Below are 21,855 nucleotides of genomic sequence, written 5' to 3' on the forward strand. Positions count from 1 at the left end.
GGCTCGCGGGCAACGCATTTCCGGGGCTCGACGACGTGCGGTCAGTGGATCCTGGCGAGGATATCGATCGCGATATCCGTTGCGGCGGTGTGCATCTGGTCGTCGGTCAGGTCGAGATCGCCCATCATCGACAGGCTCCAGCTGATCGCGAGCAGCGCTTGCCGTGCGTGATAGACGTCCAGCGCGGCGGCGTCGGGCGCGGTCATGAGGTCGGCGAGCACGCGGAACTGGTAGCGCAGGCCCGCGCCGAAACCGAGGTCGCGGAAGGCGGGCTGGTTCTCGTGCCAGAACCGCACCATGTCACGGCCGAGACTGTGCAGCAGCGCGCTGTAGCGGCGCAGGATCTGCTCGGCGCGTTCGGAACCCGGCGGTGCCTGTTCGGCCCAGGTGACGATGTCGTCGATGCCACGGCGCAGATCGTCGGACAGGCTGACGACGATGTCTTCCTTGGTCCGGAAGTGGTAGTACAGCGCGGCTTTGGTCACACCGAGCCGCTCGGCGATCTCGCGCAGCGAGGTCTTCTCGTACCCGCGCTCGGAGAACAGTTCCATCGCCACCGTGCGAATGCGTTCCCTGGTGTCGCTACGACGTCCGTCCACGAGGCTTTCCTTTGCTTGACGACCGGCTAGGGGGAGCCTACCGTCGGATCATGACCGAGATCACTAGCCGGTCGGCAAGTTAGTTTGAAGGAGGGGCAGATGACACACGTGAACGCACCTACCGCAGGGGTGGCGCTGACAGCGATCGGCGTCGCGCTGATCCGTGAGCGGGAGTCGCGCAGGCCGGATCGGCTCTACGCCGACCCGCTCGCTACGGAGTTCGTCGACGCGGCGCGGCGTGACTTCACCCGCACCGGGGAAGGCGCCGCGAAATGGGAGCGAGTCGAGGCCGTGGCCGAACAGTTCTTCGCGGGAAGATCCGTCGGGGTCCGTCTGGTCGACGACCGGGTGACCGAGGCCGTCGCCGCCGGATGCAGGCAGATCGTTCTGCTCGGCGCCGGTCTGGACACCCGCGCGTTCCGGATGGGTCTGCCCGCCGACGTCACCGTCTACGAACTGGACCTGCCCGAGCTGTTCGCCTTCAAGGAGCCGGTACTGCGCGCAGTGCGAGCCACGCCGACCACGCAACGACACGTCCTGTCGATCGACCTGCGCACCGACTGGGCTGTTCCGCTGCGCGAGCGGGGATTTCGGCCCGAGCTGCCGACTCACTGGATCGACGAGGGCGCGCTCCCGTACCTCCCACCCGAGGATCATCTCCGCACGGTGGCGACGCTGACGACGCTGTCCGCGCCCGGCAGCCGATTCGGTCTCAGCCGGTTCGCGGTCGATCCCGAGGCTCCGCCCTACGCAGAATTGCGTCGACTCGTCGGCGGTGACGACGCCGGTATGCCGCCGCTGGACGCCGGGCGCCCGGGGGAGCAGTGGCTCCTCGGGCACGGCTGGCACACCCGGTTCCGCGCTTGGGACGACATGATCGTTCCCCTCGGCAGAGACGTGGCGGTGAACGACCCGGAGGTCGGCGTCGTGCTCGCCGAGCGGGTGTGACGGAAGGCAACCATGTCGCGTCGGGGCGGCGGTGGTTGTGGAGGTCGCTCCGGCGACGTGAACACCATCACCGACCGCCCGCCTCGGGGCGGTCACCGCGAGCCCGCGTGAGGGTGAAACATACGCGCTCGCTGCACTTTCGGCGTGCCTGTGAGCACGGACACGGCAGCGGTCGCCCACCGGCGCTCCGTGGTCGCGCTCACAGGTGGGCCTACCTGGTCAAAGGCACCTCGCGGCGCTGATAGGCTGACGGGCGAGTTAGGCATCCTTTAACGGACCGTCCGGTGAGGCGGGGAAGGAGGTCGGCATGGCTGTGCCCGAACGGGCGGCCAAAACCGGCGCGGGCGAAACATCGCAGCGGCACACCCCCGAGTGGGTGGCGGCCGGACGCGAGCTGTTGTCGCCATCGGACGTCACCAGGACCGTAGCGCGTATCGCGCATCAGATCATCGAGAAGACCGCCTTGGATTCCGGCGACGCCGACGCACCGCGGGTGGTTCTCATGGGAATCCCGACGCGCGGCACCACCCTGGCCAACCGGCTGGCGGACAAGATCGAGGAATTCTCCGGTGTGCGTCCCGCCCTCGGCTCCCTCGACATCACGCTGTACCGCGACGACCTGCGCAGTCGCCCGCACCGCCCGCTCGAACGCACCTCGGTGCCCGACGGCGGTATCGAGAACTCCCTGGTGGTTCTCGTCGACGACGTGCTGTTCTCCGGCAGGACGGTCCGCTCCGCCCTCGACGGCCTGCGCGACCTCGGCCGCCCCCGCGCCGTGCAGCTGGCCGTGCTCATCGACCGCGGCCACCGCGAACTGCCGATCCGCGCCGACTACGTGGGCAAGAACGTGCCGACCTCGCGCGCCGAGGACATCTCGGTGCTGATGGTCGAGCACGACGGTCGCGACGGTGTGTATCTGCATCAGGAAGGTCAAGAGCAGTGAGGGAGCGTAGCGACCGAACCATGAACACAGCCATCCAATGGTTCACGCCGGAGCCGAGCGTCAGCGAGGTGGGGGCGTGAAGCATTTGCTGACGGTTGCCGACCTGGATCGCGGCACCGCCACCGAACTCCTCGACGAGGCCGAGCGCTTCGAACAGGCCCTGCTCGGCCGCGAGGTGAAGAAGCTGCCGACCCTGCGCGGGCGCACCGTGATGACGGTGTTCTACGAGAACTCCACCCGGACCCGCGTGTCCTTCGAGGTCGCGGGCAAGTGGATGAGCGCCGATGTGATCAACGTGAGTGCGTCGAGTTCCTCTGTGTCCAAGGGTGAATCGCTGCGCGACACCGCCCTCACCCTGCACGCGGCGGGCGCCGACGCGCTGATCGTGCGCCACCCGGCCTCGGGTGCCGCGCACCAGATCGCGCGCTGGATGGAGCAGTGGGCGCGCGAGGAGAACCGCGTCGCCCCGTCGATCATCAACGCGGGCGACGGCACCCACCAGCACCCCACCCAGGCCCTGCTCGACGCCCTCACCCTGCGCCAGCGCCTCGGCGACGTCGAGGGCAAGCGGATCGTGCTGGTCGGCGACATCCTGCACAGCCGGGTCGCCCGCTCGAACGTCTCCCTGCTCAACACCCTCGGTGCCGAAGTGGTCCTGGTGGCGCCGCGCACGCTGCTGCCGGTCGGCGTGGAGGCCTGGCCCTGCCGGGTCTCGTCCTCGCTGGACGCGGAACTGCCCGGCGCCGACGCGGTGATGATGCTTCGGGTGCAGGCGGAGCGGATGAACGGCGGGTTCTTCCCGTCGGCCCGCGAATATTCGATCAATTACGGACTGTCCGAGCGCAGGCTCGCCCTGCTCGGCGACGACGCGGTGGTCCTGCACCCCGGCCCGATGCTGCGCGGCATGGAAATCGCCTCCGCGGTCGCGGATTCGCCGAAATCCGCTGTGCTGCAGCAGGTCTCGAACGGAGTGCACATGCGGATGGCCGTGTTGTTCCGGCTGCTCGTCGGTCAGGAGGAAACGGTATGAGTGAGCTGCTGATCAAGAACGTCAAGCCCTACGGTGAAGGCGACCCCGTCGACGTCCTGGTGCGCGACACCCGCATCGCCGATATCGGCACCGGTCTGACGGCGTCCGACGATGCCGAGGTGATCGAGGGCAACGGCCAGATCCTGCTGCCCGGCTTCGTCGACCTGCACACGCACCTGCGTGAACCCGGCCGCGAAGACACCGAGACCATCGAAACCGGTTCCGCCGCCGCCGCACTGGGCGGTTACACCGCGGTGTTCGCGATGGCCAACACCAGCCCGGTCGCCGACTCGGTCGTCATCACCGACCACGTGTGGCGCCGCGGCCAGGAAGTCGGCCTCGTCGACGTGTTCCCGGTCGGCGCCGTCACGGTCGGCCTTCAGGGCAAGCAGCTCGCCGAGATGGGCACCATGGCCGCCGGTATCGGCCAGGTCAGGATGTTCTCCGACGACGGCCACTGCGTCGACGACCCGCTGATCATGCGTCGCGCCCTCGAATACGCGAACTCGCTGGGAGTGCTCATCGCCCAGCATGCCGAGGAACCGCGCCTGACCAAGAACGCCATCGCGCACGAAGGCCCCAACGCCGCGCGCCTCGGACTGCACGGCTGGCCGCGCGCCGCCGAGGAGTCGATCGTCGCGCGTGACGCACTGCTGGCCCGCGACGCGAACGCCCGCGTGCACATCTGCCACGCCTCCACCGCGGGCACCGTCGAACTGGTGAAATGGGCCAAGTCCCAGGGCATCTCGATCACCGCCGAGGTCACCCCGCACCACCTGCTGCTCGATGACTCGCGCCTGGAGACCTACGACGCGGTCAACAAGGTGAACCCGCCGCTGCGCGAATCCACCGACGTGGCAGCCCTGCGCCAGGCCCTGGCCGACGGCATCATCGACTGTGTCGCCACCGATCACGCTCCGCACGCCGAACAGGACAAGTGCTGCGAATTCGCGGCAGCCCGCCCCGGCATGCTCGGCCTCGAGACGGCGCTGTCGATCATCGTGCAGACGATGGTCGAGCCAGGCCTGCTCGACTGGCGCGGCGTCGCGAAGGTGATGAGCGAGAAGCCCGCCGCGATCGTCGGCCTCGACGACCACGGCCGCCCGATCGCGGTCGGCGAGCCCGCCAACCTCACGCTGATCGACCCCGACGCCGAGTGGACGGTGCGCGGCGCCGAGCTGGCGAGTATCTCGAACAACACACCGTTCGAGGACATGACGTTCCCGGCCGAGGTCACAGCCACTGTGCTGCGCGGCCGGGTAACTGCCCGCGAGGGCAAGGCGGTCGGGATCTAGGGAGGCCAGGACGTGGAGAGAACGCTGTGGGTAGTCGGGCTGCTGGCATTTTTCATTGTGTGCCTGTGGCTGATGTACCGGGCTTGGCAGAAGAAGGCCACGCGACAGCAGGCACGGATCGGCGAACTGCCGACGGTGCCGGCCGAACTGGGCGCACAACTACTGGAACCGACCACCGGCATGTACCTGGGCAGCACCATCGCGCCCAGCTGGCAGGACCGGATCGCGGTCGGTGACCTGGGATTCCGGGCGACCGCCGAACTGACGCGGTTCGAACGCGGAATTCTGCTCGAACGCGACGGCGCCACGGTGATCTGGATTCCGCAGGAATCGGTGACAGCCGTGCGTACCGAACGCGGCCACGCGGGCAAAGTGATGACGGAAAATGGTGTGCTGGTAATTCGCTGGACACTGCCGACCGGAACCGAGATAGATACCGGATTCCGGGGCGACGACAAGACGGTGTACCCGGCCTGGACAGCCGGGGCCGCGGATTCGACCAGGGTGACGACGGGAGACGATGAATGAGCACAGTAAAGGCAGCCTTGGTGCTCGAGGACGGCCGCGTATTCCGCGGTACCGCCTTCGGCGCCGAGGGACAGACACTCGGTGAGGCCGTGTTCTGCACGGCGATGACCGGGTACCAGGAAACTCTGACCGACCCCAGCTACGCCCGTCAGATCGTGGTGGCCACGGCCCCGCAGATCGGCAACACCGGCTGGAACGACGAGGACGACGAGTCCGCCAAGATCTGGGTCGCCGGCTACGCCGTGCGCGACCCCTCGCGGGTCTCCTCCAACTGGCGCGCCACCGGCACGCTGACCGACGAGCTCGACCGCCAGGACGTCGTCGGCATCGCCGGCATCGACACCCGCGCGGTGGTCCGCCACCTGCGCAGCCGCGGTTCGATGAAGGCGGGCATCTTCTCCGGCGCCGCGCTGGCCGCCGACGAGGAACTCCTCGCGCGGGTCAACGGCCAGGCCTCGATGCTGGGCGCCGACCTCGCCGAAGAGGTCAGCACCGACGCGATGTACACGATCGAACCGGTGGGCGACCACAGGTTCACCGTCGTCGCGGTCGACCTCGGCATCAAGACCAACACCCCGCGTATGTTCGCCGAGCGCGGCGTGCGCACCCACGTGGTGCCGTCGAACACCTCCCTCGACGACATCCTCGCGCTGAACCCCAACGGCGTGTTCCTGTCGAACGGCCCCGGCGACCCGGCCACCCAGGTCGGCGCGATCGCGCTCACCCAGGGTGTCCTGGAACGTGGAATCCCGCTGTTCGGCATCTGCTTCGGCAACCAGATCCTGGGCCGGGCACTGGGCCGCAGCACCTACAAGATGAAGTTCGGCCACCGCGGCATCAACATCCCGGTGATCGAAGAGGGCACGGGCCGCGTGTCCATCACCGCCCAGAACCACGGCTTCGCCCTCGAAGGCGAGCGCGGCGAGGTGTTCGACACCCCGTTCGGCAAGGCCGAGGTCTCCCACATCTGCGCCAACGACGGCACCGTCGAAGGGGTCCGGCTGATCGACGGCCGCGCCTTCTCGGTGCAGTACCACCCCGAGGCCGCCGCAGGCCCGCACGACGCCGCATATCTGTTCGACCGTTTCGCCGGTCTCATGGAAGGAGCCTGATGCCTCGCCGCGAGGATCTGAAGCACATCCTGGTGATCGGCTCTGGCCCGATCGTGATCGGCCAGGCGTGCGAATTCGACTACTCCGGTACCCAGGCGTGCCGGGTGCTGCGGTCCGAGGGACTGCGCGTTTCGCTGGTGAACTCCAACCCGGCGACCATCATGACCGACCCGGAGTTCGCCGACGCCACCTACGTCGAGCCGATCACCCCGGAGTTCGTCGAGAAGGTCATCGAGAAGGAACGCCCCGACGCCATCCTGGCCACCCTCGGTGGGCAGACCGCGCTCAACACTGCCGTCGCGCTGCACGAGAACGGTGTGCTGCAGAAGTACAACGTCGAGCTGATCGGCGCCGACTTCGACGCCATCCAGCGCGGTGAGGACCGGCAGAAGTTCAAGGACATCGTCGCCAAGGTCGGCGGCGAGAGTGCCCGCAGCGCTGTCTGTTACACCATGGACGAGGTGCGCGAGACCGTCGCCGACCTCGGCTACCCCGTGGTCGTGCGTCCCTCGTTCACCATGGGTGGCCTCGGCTCGGGCATGGCCTACAACGAGGAAGACCTCGACCGCATCGCCGGTGGCGGCCTGTCCGCCTCGCCGACCGCGAACGTCCTGATCGAGGAATCCATCCTCGGCTGGAAGGAGTTCGAGCTCGAGCTCATGCGCGACCGCAACGACAATGTGGTCATCGTCTGCTCGATCGAGAACGTCGACCCGATGGGTGTGCACACCGGTGACTCGGTCACCGTCGCCCCCGCGATGACCCTCACCGACCGCGAGTACCAGAAGATGCGCGATCTCGGCATCGCGATCCTGCGCGAGGTCGGCGTCGACACCGGTGGCTGCAACATCCAGTTCGCGGTGGACCCGGCCGACGGTCGCCTGATCGTCATCGAGATGAACCCCCGCGTCTCGCGCTCCTCGGCGCTGGCGTCGAAGGCCACCGGCTTCCCGATCGCCAAGATCGCCGCCAAGCTGGCCATCGGCTACACCCTCGACGAGATCGTCAACGACATCACCGGCGAGACCCCGGCATCGTTCGAGCCGACCCTCGACTACGTCGTGGTGAAGGCGCCGCGGTTCGCGTTCGAGAAGTTCCCCGGCGCCGACGCCACGCTGACCACCACCATGAAGTCGGTGGGCGAGGCGATGTCGATGGGCCGCAACTTCTCCGAGGCCCTCGGCAAGGTACTGCGCTCGCTCGAGACCAAGGCCGCCAGCTTCTGGACCACCGACGACGGCCAGTGGGCCCCGGCCGATCCCAGCGATCCGGCCTCGGTGCGCGAGGCGATCGAAGCCATCCTCGCCGACCTGCGCGTGCCCACCGAAGGTCGCATCTACCAGGTCGAACGCGCACTGCGCTACGGCGCGAGCGTCGAAGAGGTCGCGCTGGCCTCCGGTGTCGATCCGTGGTTCGTCGCCGAGGTGCTCGGCCTGGTCGAGCTGCGTCTGGAAGTTCTCGACGCGCCCGTCCTCGACGAGGATCTGCTGCGTCGCGCCAAGCACTACGGCCTGTCGGACCGTCAGCTGGCGGCACTGCGCCCCGAGCTGGCGGGCGAGGCGGGCGTGCGCTCGCTGCGTCACCGCCTCCAGGTGCGCCCGGTCTACAAGACCGTCGACACCTGCGCCGCGGAGTTCGAGGCCAAGACCCCGTATCACTACAGCACCTACGAGCTGGATCCTGGTGCGGAGTCCGAGGTCGCGCCGCAGCGTGAGCGCGAGAAGGTCATCATCCTGGGTTCGGGCCCGAACCGTATCGGTCAGGGCATCGAGTTCGACTACTCGTGTGTGCACGCGGCACAGACCCTGTCGGCCGCCGGGTACGAGACCGTGATGGTCAACTGCAACCCCGAGACCGTCTCCACCGACTACGACACCGCCGATCGCCTCTACTTCGAGCCGCTCACCTTCGAGGACGTCCTCGAGGTGTACAACGCCGAAGCCGAGTCGGGCACCGTCGCCGGTGTGATCGTGCAGCTCGGCGGCCAGACCCCGCTGGGTCTGGCGCAGCGGCTCACCGACGCCGGCGTGCCGGTGGTCGGTACCTCCGCGGCCGCGATCGACCTGGCCGAGGACCGTGGCGAATTCGGTGACGTGCTCGTCGCCGCCGGACTGCCCGCGCCCAAGTACGGCACCGCCACCACGGTGGCCCAGGCCAAGAAGATCGCAGGCGAGATCGGCTACCCGGTGCTGGTCCGCCCGTCCTACGTGCTGGGCGGGCGTGGCATGGAGATCGTCTACGACGAGCAGTCTCTCGAGGGCTACATCTCCCGCGCCACCGAGCTCAACCCGGATCACCCGGTGCTGGTCGACCGCTTCCTCGAAGACGCCATCGAGATCGACGTCGACGCGCTGTGCGACGGCGACGAGGTCTACCTCGGCGGCGTGATGGAACACATCGAGGAGGCCGGTATCCACTCCGGTGACTCCGCCTGCGCGCTGCCCCCGATCACGTTGGGCCGCAGCGACATCGAGGCCGTGCGCCGCTCCACCATCGCGCTGGCCAAGGGCATCGGCGTCAAGGGCCTGCTCAACGTGCAGTACGCCCTCAAGGACGACGTGCTCTACGTCCTGGAAGCCAATCCCCGGGCGAGCCGGACGGTTCCGTTCGTCTCCAAGGCCACCGCGGTTCCGCTGGCCAAGGCCTGTGCGCGCGTGATGCTCGGCGCCACCATCGCCGACCTGCGCAAGGAAGGCATGCTGCCGCCCGAGGGCGACGGCGGCCACGTGCCGCTGGACGCGCCGGTCGCGGTGAAGGAAGCAGTGCTGCCCTTCCACCGGTTCCGCCGCGCCGACGGCTCCGGCATCGACTCGCTGCTCTCGCCGGAGATGAAGTCCACCGGTGAGGTCATGGGCATCGACGCCGACTTCGGCACCGCCTTCGCCAAGAGCCAGGCCGCCGCCTACGGCTCGCTGCCGACCGAGGGCACCGTGTTCGTCTCGATCGCCAACCGCGACAAGCGCGCCATGGTGTTCCCGATCAAGCGCCTGCACGACCTGGGCTTCCGCATCCTCGCCACCGAGGGAACCGCGGAAACCCTGCGCCGCAACGGCATTCCGTGCGAACAGGCACGCAAGCACTCGGATCCGGAATCCACCGATCCGGCCACCGGCATGCCGGAGGCCTCGATCGTGGAGCAGATCCGCGACGGCGAGATCGACATCGTGTTCAACACCCCCTACGGCAACTCGGGCCCCCGCGTGGACGGCTACGAGATCCGCACCGCCGCCGTGGGCGCGAACATCCCGTGCATCACCACCGTGCAGGGCGCTGCCGCGGCGGTGCAGGGCATCGAGGCCGGCATCAACGGCGGTATCGGGGTGCGCTCGCTGCAGGAACTGCACTCGAAACTGCGTGGCTGACATGAGCTTCGGTCACCGGTTGCAGCACGCCATGCGGCAGTTCGGACCCGTGTGCGTCGGCATCGACCCCCACCCCGCGCTGCTGCGGGCGTGGGGGCTCACCGAAGACGTCGACGGGCTCGAGGCATTCGCCGAGATCTGCGTCGAGGCCTTCGACGGGCGGGTCGCCCTGGTGAAGCCGCAGGTCGCGTTCTTCGAGACCTACGGGTCCGGAGGCATCGCGGTGCTCGAGCGCACCATCTCGGTGCTACGGGCCTCGGGCACCTTGGTGCTGGCCGATGCCAAGCGTGGCGACATCGGCTCCACCATGGATGCCTACGCCCATGCCTGGCTCGGCGACGGACCGCTGGGTTCGGACGCTGTGACGGTGTCGCCGTACCTCGGCTTCGGCTCCCTCGACCCGGCGCTGAGCCTGGCGAAGGACAATCACCGCGGGGTATTCGTGCTCGCGGCTACCTCGAATCCCGAAGGGGCGCAACTGCAGCGGATCACCGCCGCGGACGGGCGCACCATCGCGCAGACGATGGTCGACGAGGCCGCGGCCCGCAATGCCGGGTCCGGTTTCGGTTCCGTCGGCGTGGTCGTCGGTGCGACGCTCACCGAGGCGCCCGATCTGTCGGGCCTCAACGGCCCGATCCTGATGCCCGGTGTCGGCGCGCAGGGCGGGGGAGCGGACTCCATCCGCGCCCTGGTCACCGAGGCGAATTTCGCCGCCGCCGTGCCCGCGGTGTCGCGCGAGGTTCTCAACGCGGGTCCGTCGGTGACGGCGCTGTGCGACAAGACGGCTCAGTTGCAGGAGGAGTTCGCCTTCCTGCAGCGCTGATGAACGCCATGGCGGGCCGGGGTAGCGACACGCTGCCCCGGCCTCGTCGTCGCGCCCCACTGTCAGGCGAGAACTCCGTCAGGCGAGGCAGTAGGTGGCGGTGACCGTGGCGAACAGCGACAGTGCGTCCGACGACGCCGCCGAGCCGAGAACCATCGTCAGCGACCGGCCGCCGGTCGAACGGAACGCGTACGAGACGTAGCCGAGCAGTTCACCGCCGTGTCCCCACAGGTCGGCGCCACACGGAGGTTCGAAACGCTGCAGGCCGAGGCCGTAGTGGAAACCCATGCCCATCGGGACCGTCTCCCGCATCCGGTCCAACGACGCGGGGCTCAGCAGGCGCCCACCGAGTAGCGCGGCGAAGAACGCGTCGAGATCGGCTGTGGTGGAGATCATTTCGCCTGCGGCCCAGTCCAGTGAGGGGTTCATCTCGGTCACATCCACGCGTCCGGCACCGTCGATGTCGCGGTGCGCGGTGAGGGCGGGCGCGGGGACGCGGGGGTCGTCGCCGGGCACGGTGGTGGCGGTCAACCGCAGCGGCGTGAGGACACGCTCGCGGATCTCGTCGCCGTAGCGGTGGCCGGTCACGTGCTCGATCAGCAGGCCGAGCGCGATGTAGTTGGTGTTCGAGTACCGGAAGCGGGCACCCGGTGCGAAATAGGGGTCGTGGCGCATCGCGGTGGCGAGCAGATCGCGCGGTGCGTGCGCGCGGAAGCGGTCGTCACCGCGCCACCGGTTCGTCGACATGCCCGGTTCCTTCATGTAGTCGTAGAGCCCGCTGGTGTGATTCATCAACTGCCGCACTGTGATCCGGTCACCGCCCGGAATCGGCTCCGGCAGCTGCGCGGCGATCGGGCCGTCGAGCTCGACTCTGCCCTCGTCGACCAGTTGCAGCACCACGGTGGCGACGAAGGTCTTGGTGATGCTGCCGATCCGGAACCTGCTGTGCGGTCCCGGCGTACCCGTCTGCCCGGCGGCGCTGCCTTCGTGGTGCCATTCGCGCTGCCGCTCGCCGTCGGAAACCCGCACCACCACGTCGGTGTCGTTCCAGCGCGCCGTGGCCTCGACCACATCCCCGACGACCCGCCACCGTGCCGTCACGAGGACGAGAGCGGCCACCACCGTGGCCGTCACAACGGTGCCCACAACGACCACTGTGGCCCGAAAGAGTTTCTGTCGCATAGCTTTCGACGCTAAGTAGCTACTCGGACCGTATCGATGGTGCAGGCCCCGCGACGGGGGTGCGGAAAACCCCACCCTGCGACTGCGGTCGTACCGCGTCGACCGGGTGGTTGACGCTACTGATCACAGCGCCCGGGCTCCCTAGCGTCGAAAGCATGGATACGACAGGGAATTCGACCGAACTGACCGGCATCGCGGGCTGGGCCGTCCAGCTGATGGAACAGCTCGGAGGCTTCGGCGCCGGCCTCGCGATCGCACTCGAGAACCTCTTCCCTCCGCTGCCCAGCGAGGTGATCCTGCCACTGGCGGGCTTCACCGCCGGTCGCGGCCGATTCAGCCTGGCCGAGGTCCTGCTGTGGACCACTCTCGGCTCGGTGGCCGGCGCGCTCGCCCTCTACGGACTCGGCGCCGCGCTCGGGCGAGACCGCCTGCGCCGCATCGTCGACCGGCTACCCCTGGTCCGGCTGTCCGACCTGGACCGCACCGAGGACTGGTTCGCCCGCCACGGCGACAAAGCCGTCTTCTTCGGCCGGATGATCCCCATCTTCCGCAGCCTGATCTCGATTCCCGCCGGTGTCGAACGCATGCCCCTCGGCCGGTTCACGCTGCTGACCACGGCGGGCAGCCTGGTGTGGAACGCGATCTTCGTGTTCGCGGGCTACCTCCTCGGCGAGAACTGGCACGTCGTCGAGACCTATGCGGGCATCCTGCAGAAGGCGGTGATCGCCGCCGTCCTCGTGGCCGCGACCGTGTTCGTCGTGCGGCGCGTGCGTCAGCGGCAGGCGCACGCGAGAATTGGGCGATGAGCACCTCCCCGGCGCGGTCGAAACGCGTCGCCGCACCGGTCGCGGGATATCTGCTCGGCGTGCTCACTGTGCCGCTCGACCTGCTCGGTGTCCTCGCCGCGCCGATCGCGGCGGGCCTCACCGAGCGGATCGCCCGGGGCGAGCACCGGCGCCTCACCCGGTTGCTCGGCGTGTGGTCGAACGGCGTGCCGAGTGGACCGCGCGCCGCGGGGTACCTGGCTGTTCGCGCGCTGGTCGGCGTGCTCGGTGCGCTGGTGCTGGCCCTGTCGGGGTTGGGTGTGGTCGTCGCGGTGGCCCTGGTCTACGGCGCCTCCACCGGCGCCGCGGTGCCGATCGTCGACGCGACCGAACCCGGGCAGGTCACCTGGGCGACGGTCACCGTGCTGGCGCTTCCCGGGGCGGTGCTCTGTTTCCTGGCCGTGCAGGGCTTGCTCGGAGTGGTGCGCGCCGAAGCCTGGTGTCTGCGGCGCAGTACGCGTCCAGGACAGGACGAACTGGCGCAGCGGGTCGCCCAGCTCACCACCACCCGCGCCGAGATGGTCGAGGTGATCGACGACGAACGCCGCCGGATCGAACGCGATCTGCACGACGGTGTGCAGCAGCGGGTGGTCGCGTTGTCGATCCTGCTCGGCCGGATGGACCGCGCGTCCGACGAGGACGGGCGCGCCGACCTGCGCCGGCGCGCGATCGCCGAGACCGGGCACATCCTCGACGAACTGCGCGAGGTCTCCTGGCGGATCTACCCGGCGATGCTCGCCCGCGACGGCCTGCGCGCCGCCCTCGAAGCTCTCGCCGACCGCACCCCGATTCCGACTCGACTGACCGTCGACCTCGGCGAACGCGCACCGCGCCCGGTCGAGTCGGCCTGCTACTTCACTGCCAGCGAGGCGATCACCAACGCCATCAAGCATTCCGGCGCCACGGCCGTCGAGGTCGGCGTTCACCGTGTGGGATCGATCGTGCGCCTGCGGGTACACGACGACGGGCAGGGCGGCGCCGACCCCACCGGACACGGCCTGACCGGCATCGCCACCCGCGTCACCGCACTGGACGGCACCATGACGGTGGCCAGCCCGCCGGGCGGCCCGACGATCATCACCGTGGAGGTTCCGTGCGGATAACCCTGGCCGAGGACTCCGCGCTGCTGCGCGAGAGCCTGGCCCAGCTGCTCACCGCGGAGGGGCACGAGATCGTGGACTCCGTCGGCACCGGGACCGAACTGCTCGCCGCCGTGCGAGTGCGCCCGCCCGACCTGGTCATCGCCGACGTGCGGATGCCCCCCGACCACGTCGACGAGGGGATCAGAGCGGCCCTGGAAATCCGTCGCGACCAGCCGGGGGTCGCCGTCCTGGTGCTGTCGCAGTACGTCGAGCGCAGGCACGCGGCGGAGTTCCTCACCGGCACCGGCGGCATCGGCTACCTGCTCAAGGACCGGGTCGCCGCGATCGGCTCGTTTCTCGACGCCGTCGATCGGGTGGGTGCGGGCGGCACAGCCTTCGACCCGGAGGTGGTTCGTCAGCTCCTGCTGCACAATCGTGCCGACTCGCCACTGCACCGGCTCACCGAGCGCGAACGCGAGGTGCTCGAACTCATGGCGCAGGGTCTGAGCAACGCGGCGATCTGCGGACAGCTCTACGTCACCCGCAGCGCCGTCGAGAAACACATCAACGCGATCTTCACCAAGCTGGATCTGCCGGTCGGTGAGGCGCACAACCGGCGGGTACTCGCCATCCTGCAACACCTGCGGGCGGGTGCGGCGCAGGGCTGACCGCTCAGGCCGTGGCCCGCGCGTTCCTGGCCCGCCACCAGCCGACGACGCCGACACCGAGCGGCAGCAGCACCGTGATGAACCCCGACAGCGGCATGAACGCGAGACCGAACACCGTCGCGACGCCGAGCACGAGCAGCACTGTGCCGGGCACGTACCCCAGTGCGCGCTCCAGCGCGATCATCGCGAGGCCGAAACCGACGCTGACCACGCCGAACTCGGTGAACCAGAAGGTGAGCTCGACGTCCTGATCGCCGGCGGCGAACACAGCGACGCCGAGCGCGGTGTGCACCGTGCCGATGAATGTCAGGAGGGTTCCGGCGAGGGGAAATCTTGTTCTTGAATCCATATTCATAAACTGTGCCACTAGGCTGATCCGGTGGCAAGACCCCGCCTTTTCACCGATGAGCAGGTGCTCGACGCGGCGCGCGACCTGCTCGCCGACCCCGCCATCACCCGGCCCACCGTCACGGCGATCACCAGGGCCGCCGGCGTGCACGCCGGGTCGATCTATGTGCGTTTCGCCTCACGTGACGAACTGCTCGCCCGCCTGTGGCTGCGGTCGATCCGCCGATTCCACGAGGGCTTCATCACGGCACTGACCGGCCCCGCGCCGCTGTTGGCCGCGGCCACGTTTCTGCCGCGCTATTGTCGCGCGCACCCGACCGAGGCGCGGGCGATGAAGATGTTCCATCGCGACGAACTGCTCGAGGTCGGTGCCGAGGATCTGCGGGCCGCGATCGCCGGTGTCAACGACGAGATGAACGCCGCGCTGCTGACTGCCGTGGTGACCGAATTCGGGGTCGCCGACGACCGCTCGCTGGCCATCGCGGGCGCCGCGGTGAAGGCGATTCCGTACGGTCTGGTCCGTGATTACATCGCCCGTGCCGCCCCGATTCCGGACTGGATCGACGACGTCGTAGCGACCGCATCGGGCGCGGTTCTCGACCAGTTTCGGGCCCGATCGTGACGACACGCTGTGCGAAATCGGGCGACACGCGGGCTTTTTCAGGAAACCCGCTGGTCGCGCGCCACCGGGTTTGCCGGGGCGGCACCCGGCACTCACGCTACCTGGTGGCTATCATCGCCCATATCGGTATAACCGCAGGTGAGGGTATGTTTTAGGAATTCGACTGTACGATCGGGACAGCGGAATCAGCCGTCACCGCATCGGGTCCGCGCGCGCCATACGGCATGCGTAATCCTGCCCTGACCTGGGGGTCGGGTTCGCAATCGGCGCGCACCGTGGGTACGGTCGCACAGACCGTCCGGGTAACCGGCGGTAGATCTGGCAATGAACGATGAGACGGAGGAACCCGTGGCCCTTCCCCAGCTGACTGATGAGCAGCGCGCCGCTGCTCTGGAGAAGGCGGCTGCCGCTCGCCGCGCTCGGGCAGAGCTCAAGGAGCGCCTGAAGCGCGGTGGAACGAACCTGAAGCAGGTCCTCACCGATGCCGAGTCCGATGAGATTCTCGGCAAGATGAAGGTTTCTGCGCTGCTCGAGGCTCTGCCGAAGGTGGGCAAGGTCAAGGCGGCGGAGATCATGACCGAGCTGGAGATCGCGCCTACGCGTCGTCTCCGTGGTCTCGGTGCCCGGCAGCGCGCAGCGCTGCTCACCCGCTTCGACTTCGACGCCTAAAGTCTGGTGGACAAAAACACGCGGAAGGGCCGGCTGGTAGTACTGGTCGGCCCCTCGGCCGTGGGTAAATCCACGGTCGTTCGGTGCGTGCGGGAACGCCTGCCCGAACTGGTTTTCAGTGTGTCGGCCACCACCAGGGACCCCCGTCCCGGCGAGGTCGACGGTCTCGATTACCGCTTCGTTTCCCGAGTCGAGTTCGACGCCATGATCGCGGCGGACGAACTGCTCGAATGGGCAGACATCCATGGGGGGTTGCAGCGATCGGGCACCCCCGCCGCCCCGGTGCGAGAAGCGCTGGCGAGCGGACTTTCAGTACTGATCGAAGTCGACCTGGCCGGTGCACGGTCGGTCCGGCAGGCGATGCCGGAAGCACTGCTGGTGTTTCTCGCGCCGCCCAGCTGGGAAGAACTGGTCTCGCGGTTGCGTTCGCGCGGCACCGAGACGCCCGAGGTGATCGAGCGCAGGCTCGAGACGGCTCGGGTCGAATTGGCGGCCTGTGACGAGTTCGACACGGTCATCGTGAACAGCGAGGTAACGACCGCTTGTGAGCAGTTGGTATCGTTGTTCGTTAGCACAAATTCGAGTTCTTGACCCACTAACCCGCAGGAGCCACCCCTAGTGAGCACGGACATCACCGCAGTACCCGCGTACGACACTCCGATCGGCCTCACCAACCCCCCGATCGACGAGCTGCTCGAGCGCACGTCCTCCAAGTACGCCCTGGTGATCTACGCGGCCAAGCGCGCCCGTCAGATCAACGATTACTACAACCAGCTCGGTGACGGCATCCTCGAGTACGTCGGCCCGCTCGTCGAGCCGGGTCTGCAGGAGAAGCCGCTGTCGGTCGCCATGCGCGAAATCCACTCCGACCTGCTCGAACACACCGAGGGCGAGTGACAATCTCTAGTCCGGAGGCGTAAAGACCATGCGGATCGTCGTCGGGGTCGGCGGGGGCATCGCCGCCTACAAGGCGTGTGCCCTCGTTCGCCGTTTCACCGAGACCGGACACCAGGTGCGGGTGATTCCCACCGAGTCGGCTCTCCAGTTCATCGGTAAGGCGACCTTCGAGGCGCTGTCCGGTCAGCCGGTGCACACCACGGTGTTCGCCGACGTGCCCGAGGTGCCGCATGTCCGGATCGGCCAGGAGGCCGATCTCGTCGTCATCGCCCCCGCCACCGCGGATCTGATGGCGCGCGCCGCACAGGGGCGCGCCGACGATCTGCTCACCGCCACCTTGCTGACGGCTCGATGTCCGGTGCTGTTCGCGCCCGCGATGCACACCGAGATGTGGGAGCATCCGGCGACGGTGGCCAATGTCGCGACGCTGCGCGCGCACGGCGCCAACGTGATGGAACCCGCGTCGGGCCGGCTCACCGGCACCGATACGGGTCCGGGACGGCTGCCCGAGCCGGAGGAGATCTTCGGTCTGGCCTCGCTGCTGCTCGAACGTGCCGACGCGCTGCCGCGCGACCTGACCGGTCGCCGCGTGGTGATCACCGCCGGTGGCACGAGGGAACCCCTCGACCCGGTGCGCTTCCTCGGCAACCGCAGCTCCGGCAAGCAGGGCTACGCCCTGGCCCGGGTCGCCGCCCAGCGCGGCGCCCAGGTGACGCTGATCGCGGGCAACACGATCGAGCTCGCGCCGCCCGCCGCGGTCGAACTCGTCCACATCACCACCGCCGACCAGCTCAAGACCGCGGTCGACAAGCACGCGCTCGGCGCCGACGCGGTGATCATGGCGGCCGCGGTCGCCGATTTCCGTCCGACCCACGTGGCCGCAGCGAAGATCAAGAAGGGCGCCGACGAACCCGACGTGATCCCGCTGACCAAGAACGAGGACATCCTCGCCGGCTTGGTCGACGCCCGCACCGAGGGACGGCTCGCCGGTACCGCGATCGTCGGCTTCGCCGCCGAGACCGGTGACGACAACGGCGACGTGCTCACCCACGCCCGCGCGAAACTGGCCCGCAAGGGCTGCGATCTGCTCGTGGTCAACGCGGTCGGGGAGGGCAAGGCGTTCGAGGTCGACACCAACGACGGCTGGTTGCTCGGTGCCGACGGCACCGAGGCTGCTCTCGATCACGGTTCGAAGGCGCTGCTGGCCAGCCGGGTGCTCGACGCGCTGGTACCGCTGCTGCGCTGACCGGGAGTTCGCGTCGATGTCGCGCGAAAACGGTTGCGCGGCAACGAGGGTCGTGCAGTCTACCGCGCGTGCAGGTGTTCGCGGTGTGGCTTGGTACTTACTCGCCACCATGTCGGTGGTTTGGAATAGTCTTGATGAGAAGGGTTGCGCGGTAGCACCGAGAAGTTACCGTCACAAGCCGAACGAGTAACCCGTTGAGGGAGAGGGAATAACTGTGCGTACGACAGGTAGTCGGCTATTCACCAGTGAGTCCGTGACCGAGGGGCATCCGGACAAGATCTGTGACGCGATCAGCGATTCCATCCTCGACGCCTTGCTCGCGGAGGACCCGAGCAGCCGGGTCGCGGTGGAAACCATGGTCACCACCGGGCAGGTCCATGTCGCGGGCGAGGTCACCACCTCCGCCTACGCCGACATCCCGCGGATCGTGCGCGAGAAGGTCCTCGAGATCGGATACGACTCCTCCGCAAAGGGATTCGACGGCAACTCCTGCGGTGTCAACATCGCGATCGGTGCCCAGTCGCCCGATATCGCCCAGGGTGTCGACACCTCGCACGAGGCGCGCGTCGGCGGTTCCGACGATGCGATCGAGCGCCAGGGCGCCGGCGACCAGGGCCTGATGTTCGGCTACGCGACGACCGACACGCCCGAGCTGATGCCACTGCCGATCGCGCTCGCGCACCGGCTCTCGCGCAAGCTCACCGAGGTCCGCAAGTCGGGCGTGCTGCCCTACCTGCGTCCCGACGGCAAGACCCAGGTCACCATCGAATACGACGGCGACCGCCCGGTTCGCCTCGACACGGTGGTCATCTCCACCCAGCACGCCGCCGATATCGACCTGGACAACCTCCTGGCACCCGATATCCGCGAGAAGGTCGTCGACGCCGTCATCGGCGATCTGAACCTGCCCAGCCTCGACACCTCCGACATCCGTCTGCTGGTGAACCCCACCGGCAAGTTCGTCCTCGGTGGCCCGATGGGTGACGCGGGCCTGACCGGCCGCAAGATCATCGTCGACACCTACGGCGGCATGGCCCGTCACGGTGGTGGCGCGTTCTCCGGCAAGGATCCGTCGAAGGTCGACCGCTCGGCCGCCTACGCCATGCGCTGGGTCGCCAAGAACGTCGTGGCCGCCGGTCTGGCCGACCGTGTCGAGGTGCAGGTCGCGTACGCGATCGGCAAGTCGGCCCCGGTCGGTCTGTTCGTCGAGACCTTCGGCACCGAGAAGGTCGACCCGACCCGCATCTCCACCGCCATCTCCGAGGTCTTCGACCTGCGTCCGGGCGCGATCATCCGCGATCTCGACCTGCTGCGCCCGATCTACGCGCCGACCGCCGCCTACGGGCACTTCGGCCGCACCGATGTCGACCTGCCCTGGGAGCACACGGACCGCGCCGACAAGCTGCGCGCGGCCGTCGGCCTGTAATACCCACGGACCGCGTGGCAGCGGGCGAAACATCGACAGCAGCGGGACACCCCATCGCGAGGGTGCTCCCGCTGCTGTCGCCTGCCCACCTCGACCGCGACTTCGACTACCTCGTCCCCGCTGACCTGGACGAGATCGCGCAGCCCGGTGTGCGCGTGCGCGTGCGTTTCGCCGGTCGGCTCGTCGACGGATACCTGCTCGAACGTCTTCCGCGCAGCGACCACAACGGCAAGATGATGCCGCTCGAACGAGTGGTCTCCGCCGAACGCGTCCTCACCCTGGACATTCTGCGCCTGGCCACCGCTGTCGCCGCCCGCTATGCGGGAACTCGCGCTGATGTCCTGCGTCTTGCCATCCCGCCGCGCCACGCCCGCACCGAAACCGGCGGTGCGAAGAAGTCCGATGGCGTGAAGAAATCGACGCGTTCGGCGGCTGGAGCTGGTGACACCGCCGATGATTCGACGTCTCCGCCGGAAGACCCGCCCCTCGCCGAAGCGCAAGGTGCGGGTGCCGTGGGCGACTCGGCACCGGAAGCTGTTGATGGTGAGCATCTTTCGCGCTCGGCCGACACGGACAGTTCCACTGGTATGGACGGCTCCACCGGTGCGAACATCTCGGCCGCGGCGCAATCGCACATCGAGGTCGACGCGTCGGCCTGGGGCCGGTATGCGCACGGTTTGGGGTTCGTCGGCGCGCTGGCACAGGGGAAGGGTGTGCGGGCGGCGTGGCAGGCGTTGCCGGGGGAGGACTGGGCGGCGCGGCTGGCGGAATTGGCGGCGACGGTGGTGGCCGCCGGTCGCAGTGCGGTGCTGATGGTGCCGGACCAGCGGGACCTCGATCGGTTGCTCGCCGAATGTGTTGCGCTGGTGGGTGATTCGGCTGTCGGGCTGTCAGCCGGGCTGGGGCCCGCAGCGCGGTATCGGCGGTGGCTGGCGGTGTTGCGTGGGCAGGCGCGGATTGTGGTGGGGACACGCGCGGCCGTCTTCGCGCCGGCACGTGACCTCGGGCTCATCGCGATCTGGGACGACGGCGACGACACCTACGCCGAGCCGCGTTCCCCGTATCCGCACGCTCGCGAAGTGGCGATGTTGCGGGCGCACGAGACAGGCGCCGCGTTCGTCGCCGCCGGTTTCGCGCGGACAGCCGAAATCCAGGCGGTGGTCGAATCCGGGTGGGCGCGTGACCTTCTCGCCGATCGTCAGACGCTGCGTGAGGTGACGCCCCGGATCAGCGCGCCCGGCGACAGTGACTACGCCCTGGAACGTGACGCGCTGGCCCGCTCGGTGCGGATGCCCGGCGTCGCGTTCGCGGCCGCCCGCTCCGCGATCAAGGAGAACGCGGCGGTGCTCGTCCAGGTGCCGCGGCGAGGATACGTCCCGTCGCTGGCCTGTGCGAAATGCCGTACCCCCGCGCGCTGCCGGCACTGCAACGGACCGTTGGCGTTACCGCATTCCGGCAATGGCGAAGCGGCGAGCCCGCAGTGCAAATGGTGTGGCATCACCGAAGCCGCGTTCCGCTGCCAGGCCTGCGGTGCGCGAGCGCTGCGGGCGACGGTGATCGGCGCGGCCCGCACCGCCGAAGAGCTCGGGCGTGCGTTCTCGGGCGTCCCGATCCGTGCTTCCGGTGGTGGGGAAGTGCTCGACACGGTCGAACCAGGCGCCCAGGTGGTCGTCGCCACCGTCGGAGCGGAACCCCTCGTTCGCGGTGGCTACGGCGTCGCGCTCTTGCTCGACGGCTGGGCGCTGCTCGGTCGCGCCGACCTGCGCGCGAGCGAGGACACCCTGCGCCGGTGGATGGGGGCGGCCGCCCTGGTCCGCCCCCGTGGCCAGGTCATCGTCATGGCCGAGCCGTCCCTCGCCACCGTCCAGGCGCTGGTCCGGTGGGACCCCGTCAACCATGCCGCCGCCGAGCTGGAGGCCCGCGCGGAGGTCGGCTTTCCGCCTGCGGTCCGGCTCGCCGCCATCGACGGCACCACCGCGTCGATCGCGGAATTACTCGACGCCACCACACTTCCCGACGGTACCGAGATCCTCGGCCCGGTACCGCTTCCGCCGACGGCCCGTAAACCGTTCTCCGGCACCGATTCTCCCGCCGAGGTCGAACGCATGCTGCTGCGGGTGGCCCGCTCGGACGGCGCTCCCTTGGCCCGCGCCCTCACCGCGGCCCAGGCCGTCCGCAGTTCGCACCGCTCCGACGCGCCCTTGCGCGTGCAGATCGACCCGGTCGATATCGGCTGACGAGGGCGCCCGGC

The 21,855-nt window shown here is 68.7% G+C and carries 21 protein-coding genes; 18 read left to right on the forward strand and 3 right to left on the reverse strand.

The genetic code is table 11. The annotated features are described in order from the left end of the window. Nucleotides 1-41: 41 nt before the first annotated feature. Entirely contained in the window at nt 42-599 is a 558-nt protein-coding gene (locus ACWF99_RS08500; protein ID WP_378627013.1) for a TetR/AcrR family transcriptional regulator, read from the reverse strand. A gap of 99 nt (nt 600-698) precedes the next feature. On the opposite strand from ACWF99_RS08500, the gene ACWF99_RS08505 reads away from it, so the two are divergent. The 8 genes from ACWF99_RS08505 (at nt 699) to pyrF (ending at nt 10,640) form a co-directional block, all read left to right on the forward strand. Further along, nucleotides 699-1,547 (forward strand): SAM-dependent methyltransferase, encoded by an 849-nt coding sequence (locus tag ACWF99_RS08505; protein ID WP_452535519.1) that lies wholly within the window; start codon nt 699-701, stop codon nt 1,545-1,547. Nucleotides 1,548-1,854: 307 nt separating this feature from the next. After that, nucleotides 1,855-2,490: a bifunctional pyr operon transcriptional regulator/uracil phosphoribosyltransferase PyrR gene (gene pyrR, locus ACWF99_RS08510; RefSeq protein WP_378627016.1), complete on the forward strand. Its 636-nt coding sequence runs from the start codon at nt 1,855-1,857 to the stop codon at nt 2,488-2,490. Between the two features lie 76 nt (nt 2,491-2,566). Continuing rightward, nucleotides 2,567-3,520 (forward strand): aspartate carbamoyltransferase catalytic subunit, encoded by a 954-nt coding sequence (locus tag ACWF99_RS08515; RefSeq protein WP_378662449.1) that lies wholly within the window; start codon nt 2,567-2,569, stop codon nt 3,518-3,520. Continuing rightward, nucleotides 3,517-4,815 (forward strand): dihydroorotase, encoded by a 1,299-nt coding sequence (locus ACWF99_RS08520; RefSeq protein ID WP_378627019.1) that lies wholly within the window; start codon nt 3,517-3,519, stop codon nt 4,813-4,815. Before ACWF99_RS08515 ends, ACWF99_RS08520 begins: the two co-directional genes overlap by 4 nt. Before the next feature lie 12 nt (nt 4,816-4,827). Continuing rightward, nucleotides 4,828-5,343, forward strand: a complete 516-nt coding sequence (locus ACWF99_RS08525) for a PH-like domain-containing protein (protein ID WP_358111552.1) — start codon at nt 4,828-4,830, stop codon at nt 5,341-5,343. Then, nucleotides 5,340-6,455 (forward strand): glutamine-hydrolyzing carbamoyl-phosphate synthase small subunit, encoded by a 1,116-nt coding sequence (carA, locus tag ACWF99_RS08530; protein ID WP_378627021.1) that lies wholly within the window; start codon nt 5,340-5,342, stop codon nt 6,453-6,455. Before ACWF99_RS08525 ends, carA begins: the two co-directional genes overlap by 4 nt. After that, nucleotides 6,455-9,817 (forward strand): carbamoyl-phosphate synthase large subunit, encoded by a 3,363-nt coding sequence (gene carB, locus ACWF99_RS08535; protein WP_452535520.1) that lies wholly within the window; start codon nt 6,455-6,457, stop codon nt 9,815-9,817. Before carA ends, carB begins: the two co-directional genes overlap by 1 nt. Nucleotide 9,818: 1 nt before the next feature. Next, nucleotides 9,819-10,640, forward strand: coding sequence for an orotidine-5'-phosphate decarboxylase (gene pyrF, locus ACWF99_RS08540; protein ID WP_378628310.1), 822 nt, complete (start codon nt 9,819-9,821; stop codon nt 10,638-10,640). A 78-nt stretch (nt 10,641-10,718) separates the two neighbouring features. Here the strand turns inward: pyrF and ACWF99_RS08545 are convergent, their stop codons facing one another. Next, nucleotides 10,719-11,786 (reverse strand): serine hydrolase domain-containing protein, encoded by a 1,068-nt coding sequence (locus ACWF99_RS08545; RefSeq protein WP_452535521.1) that lies wholly within the window; start codon nt 11,784-11,786, stop codon nt 10,719-10,721. A 191-nt stretch (nt 11,787-11,977) separates the two neighbouring features. Between ACWF99_RS08545 and ACWF99_RS08550 the strand changes: the two genes are divergently transcribed. From ACWF99_RS08550 to ACWF99_RS08560, 3 genes are read left to right on the forward strand one after another with little or no spacing between them, the layout of a single operon-like run. Then, nucleotides 11,978-12,628 carry a DedA family protein gene (locus tag ACWF99_RS08550; protein WP_378627024.1) on the forward strand — a complete coding sequence of 217 codons (651 nt, stop codon included), beginning with the start codon at nt 11,978-11,980 and terminating at the stop codon, nt 12,626-12,628. Then, a complete protein-coding gene (locus ACWF99_RS08555) occupies nt 12,625-13,749 on the forward strand; it encodes a sensor histidine kinase (protein ID WP_452535522.1) in 1,125 nt (374 codons plus the stop codon). The genes ACWF99_RS08550 and ACWF99_RS08555 overlap by 4 nt, the downstream gene beginning before the upstream one ends. Beyond that, on the forward strand, nt 13,740-14,396 hold the full coding sequence (locus ACWF99_RS08560) for a response regulator transcription factor (protein WP_378627026.1): 657 nt from the start codon (nt 13,740-13,742) through the stop codon (nt 14,394-14,396). Before ACWF99_RS08555 ends, ACWF99_RS08560 begins: the two co-directional genes overlap by 10 nt. Before the next feature lie 4 nt (nt 14,397-14,400). Here ACWF99_RS08560 and ACWF99_RS08565 read toward each other — a convergent pair whose 3' ends face one another. Continuing rightward, on the reverse strand, nt 14,401-14,745 hold the full coding sequence (locus tag ACWF99_RS08565) for a DUF6463 family protein (RefSeq protein ID WP_452535523.1): 345 nt from the start codon (nt 14,743-14,745) through the stop codon (nt 14,401-14,403). A 30-nt stretch (nt 14,746-14,775) separates the two neighbouring features. Here ACWF99_RS08565 and ACWF99_RS08570 point away from each other — a divergent pair, with 30 nt between their 5' ends. The 7 genes from ACWF99_RS08570 to ACWF99_RS08600 all read left to right on the forward strand — a co-directional run bounded on the left by ACWF99_RS08570 (nt 14,776) and on the right by ACWF99_RS08600 (nt 21,841). Further along, a complete protein-coding gene (locus ACWF99_RS08570) occupies nt 14,776-15,366 on the forward strand; it encodes a TetR/AcrR family transcriptional regulator (RefSeq protein WP_378627029.1) in 591 nt (196 codons plus the stop codon). 348 nt (nt 15,367-15,714) lie between these two features. After that, entirely contained in the window at nt 15,715-16,035 is a 321-nt protein-coding gene (gene mihF / locus ACWF99_RS08575) for an integration host factor, actinobacterial type (RefSeq protein ID WP_056815410.1), read from the forward strand. Nucleotides 16,036-16,041: 6 nt separating this feature from the next. Next, the gene (gmk, locus tag ACWF99_RS08580; RefSeq protein ID WP_056810544.1) at nt 16,042-16,626 is read left to right on the forward strand and encodes a guanylate kinase; all 585 of its coding nucleotides are present in this window, start codon (nt 16,042-16,044) and stop codon (nt 16,624-16,626) included. Nucleotides 16,627-16,653: 27 nt separating this feature from the next. After that, nucleotides 16,654-16,932, forward strand: a complete 279-nt coding sequence (gene rpoZ, locus ACWF99_RS08585; RefSeq protein WP_056810542.1) for a DNA-directed RNA polymerase subunit omega — start codon at nt 16,654-16,656, stop codon at nt 16,930-16,932. Between the two features lie 28 nt (nt 16,933-16,960). Next, nucleotides 16,961-18,178, forward strand: a complete 1,218-nt coding sequence (gene coaBC / locus ACWF99_RS08590; RefSeq protein WP_378627030.1) for a bifunctional phosphopantothenoylcysteine decarboxylase/phosphopantothenate--cysteine ligase CoaBC — start codon at nt 16,961-16,963, stop codon at nt 18,176-18,178. Nucleotides 18,179-18,392: 214 nt separating this feature from the next. Further along, entirely contained in the window at nt 18,393-19,604 is a 1,212-nt protein-coding gene (gene metK, locus ACWF99_RS08595; RefSeq protein ID WP_101467096.1) for a methionine adenosyltransferase, read from the forward strand. A gap of 14 nt (nt 19,605-19,618) precedes the next feature. Further along, the gene (locus tag ACWF99_RS08600; RefSeq protein ID WP_452535524.1) at nt 19,619-21,841 is read left to right on the forward strand and encodes a primosomal protein N'; all 2,223 of its coding nucleotides are present in this window, start codon (nt 19,619-19,621) and stop codon (nt 21,839-21,841) included. Nucleotides 21,842-21,855: the final 14 nt, after the last annotated feature.

Source organism: Nocardia sp. NPDC055002 (genome assembly GCF_053608825.1).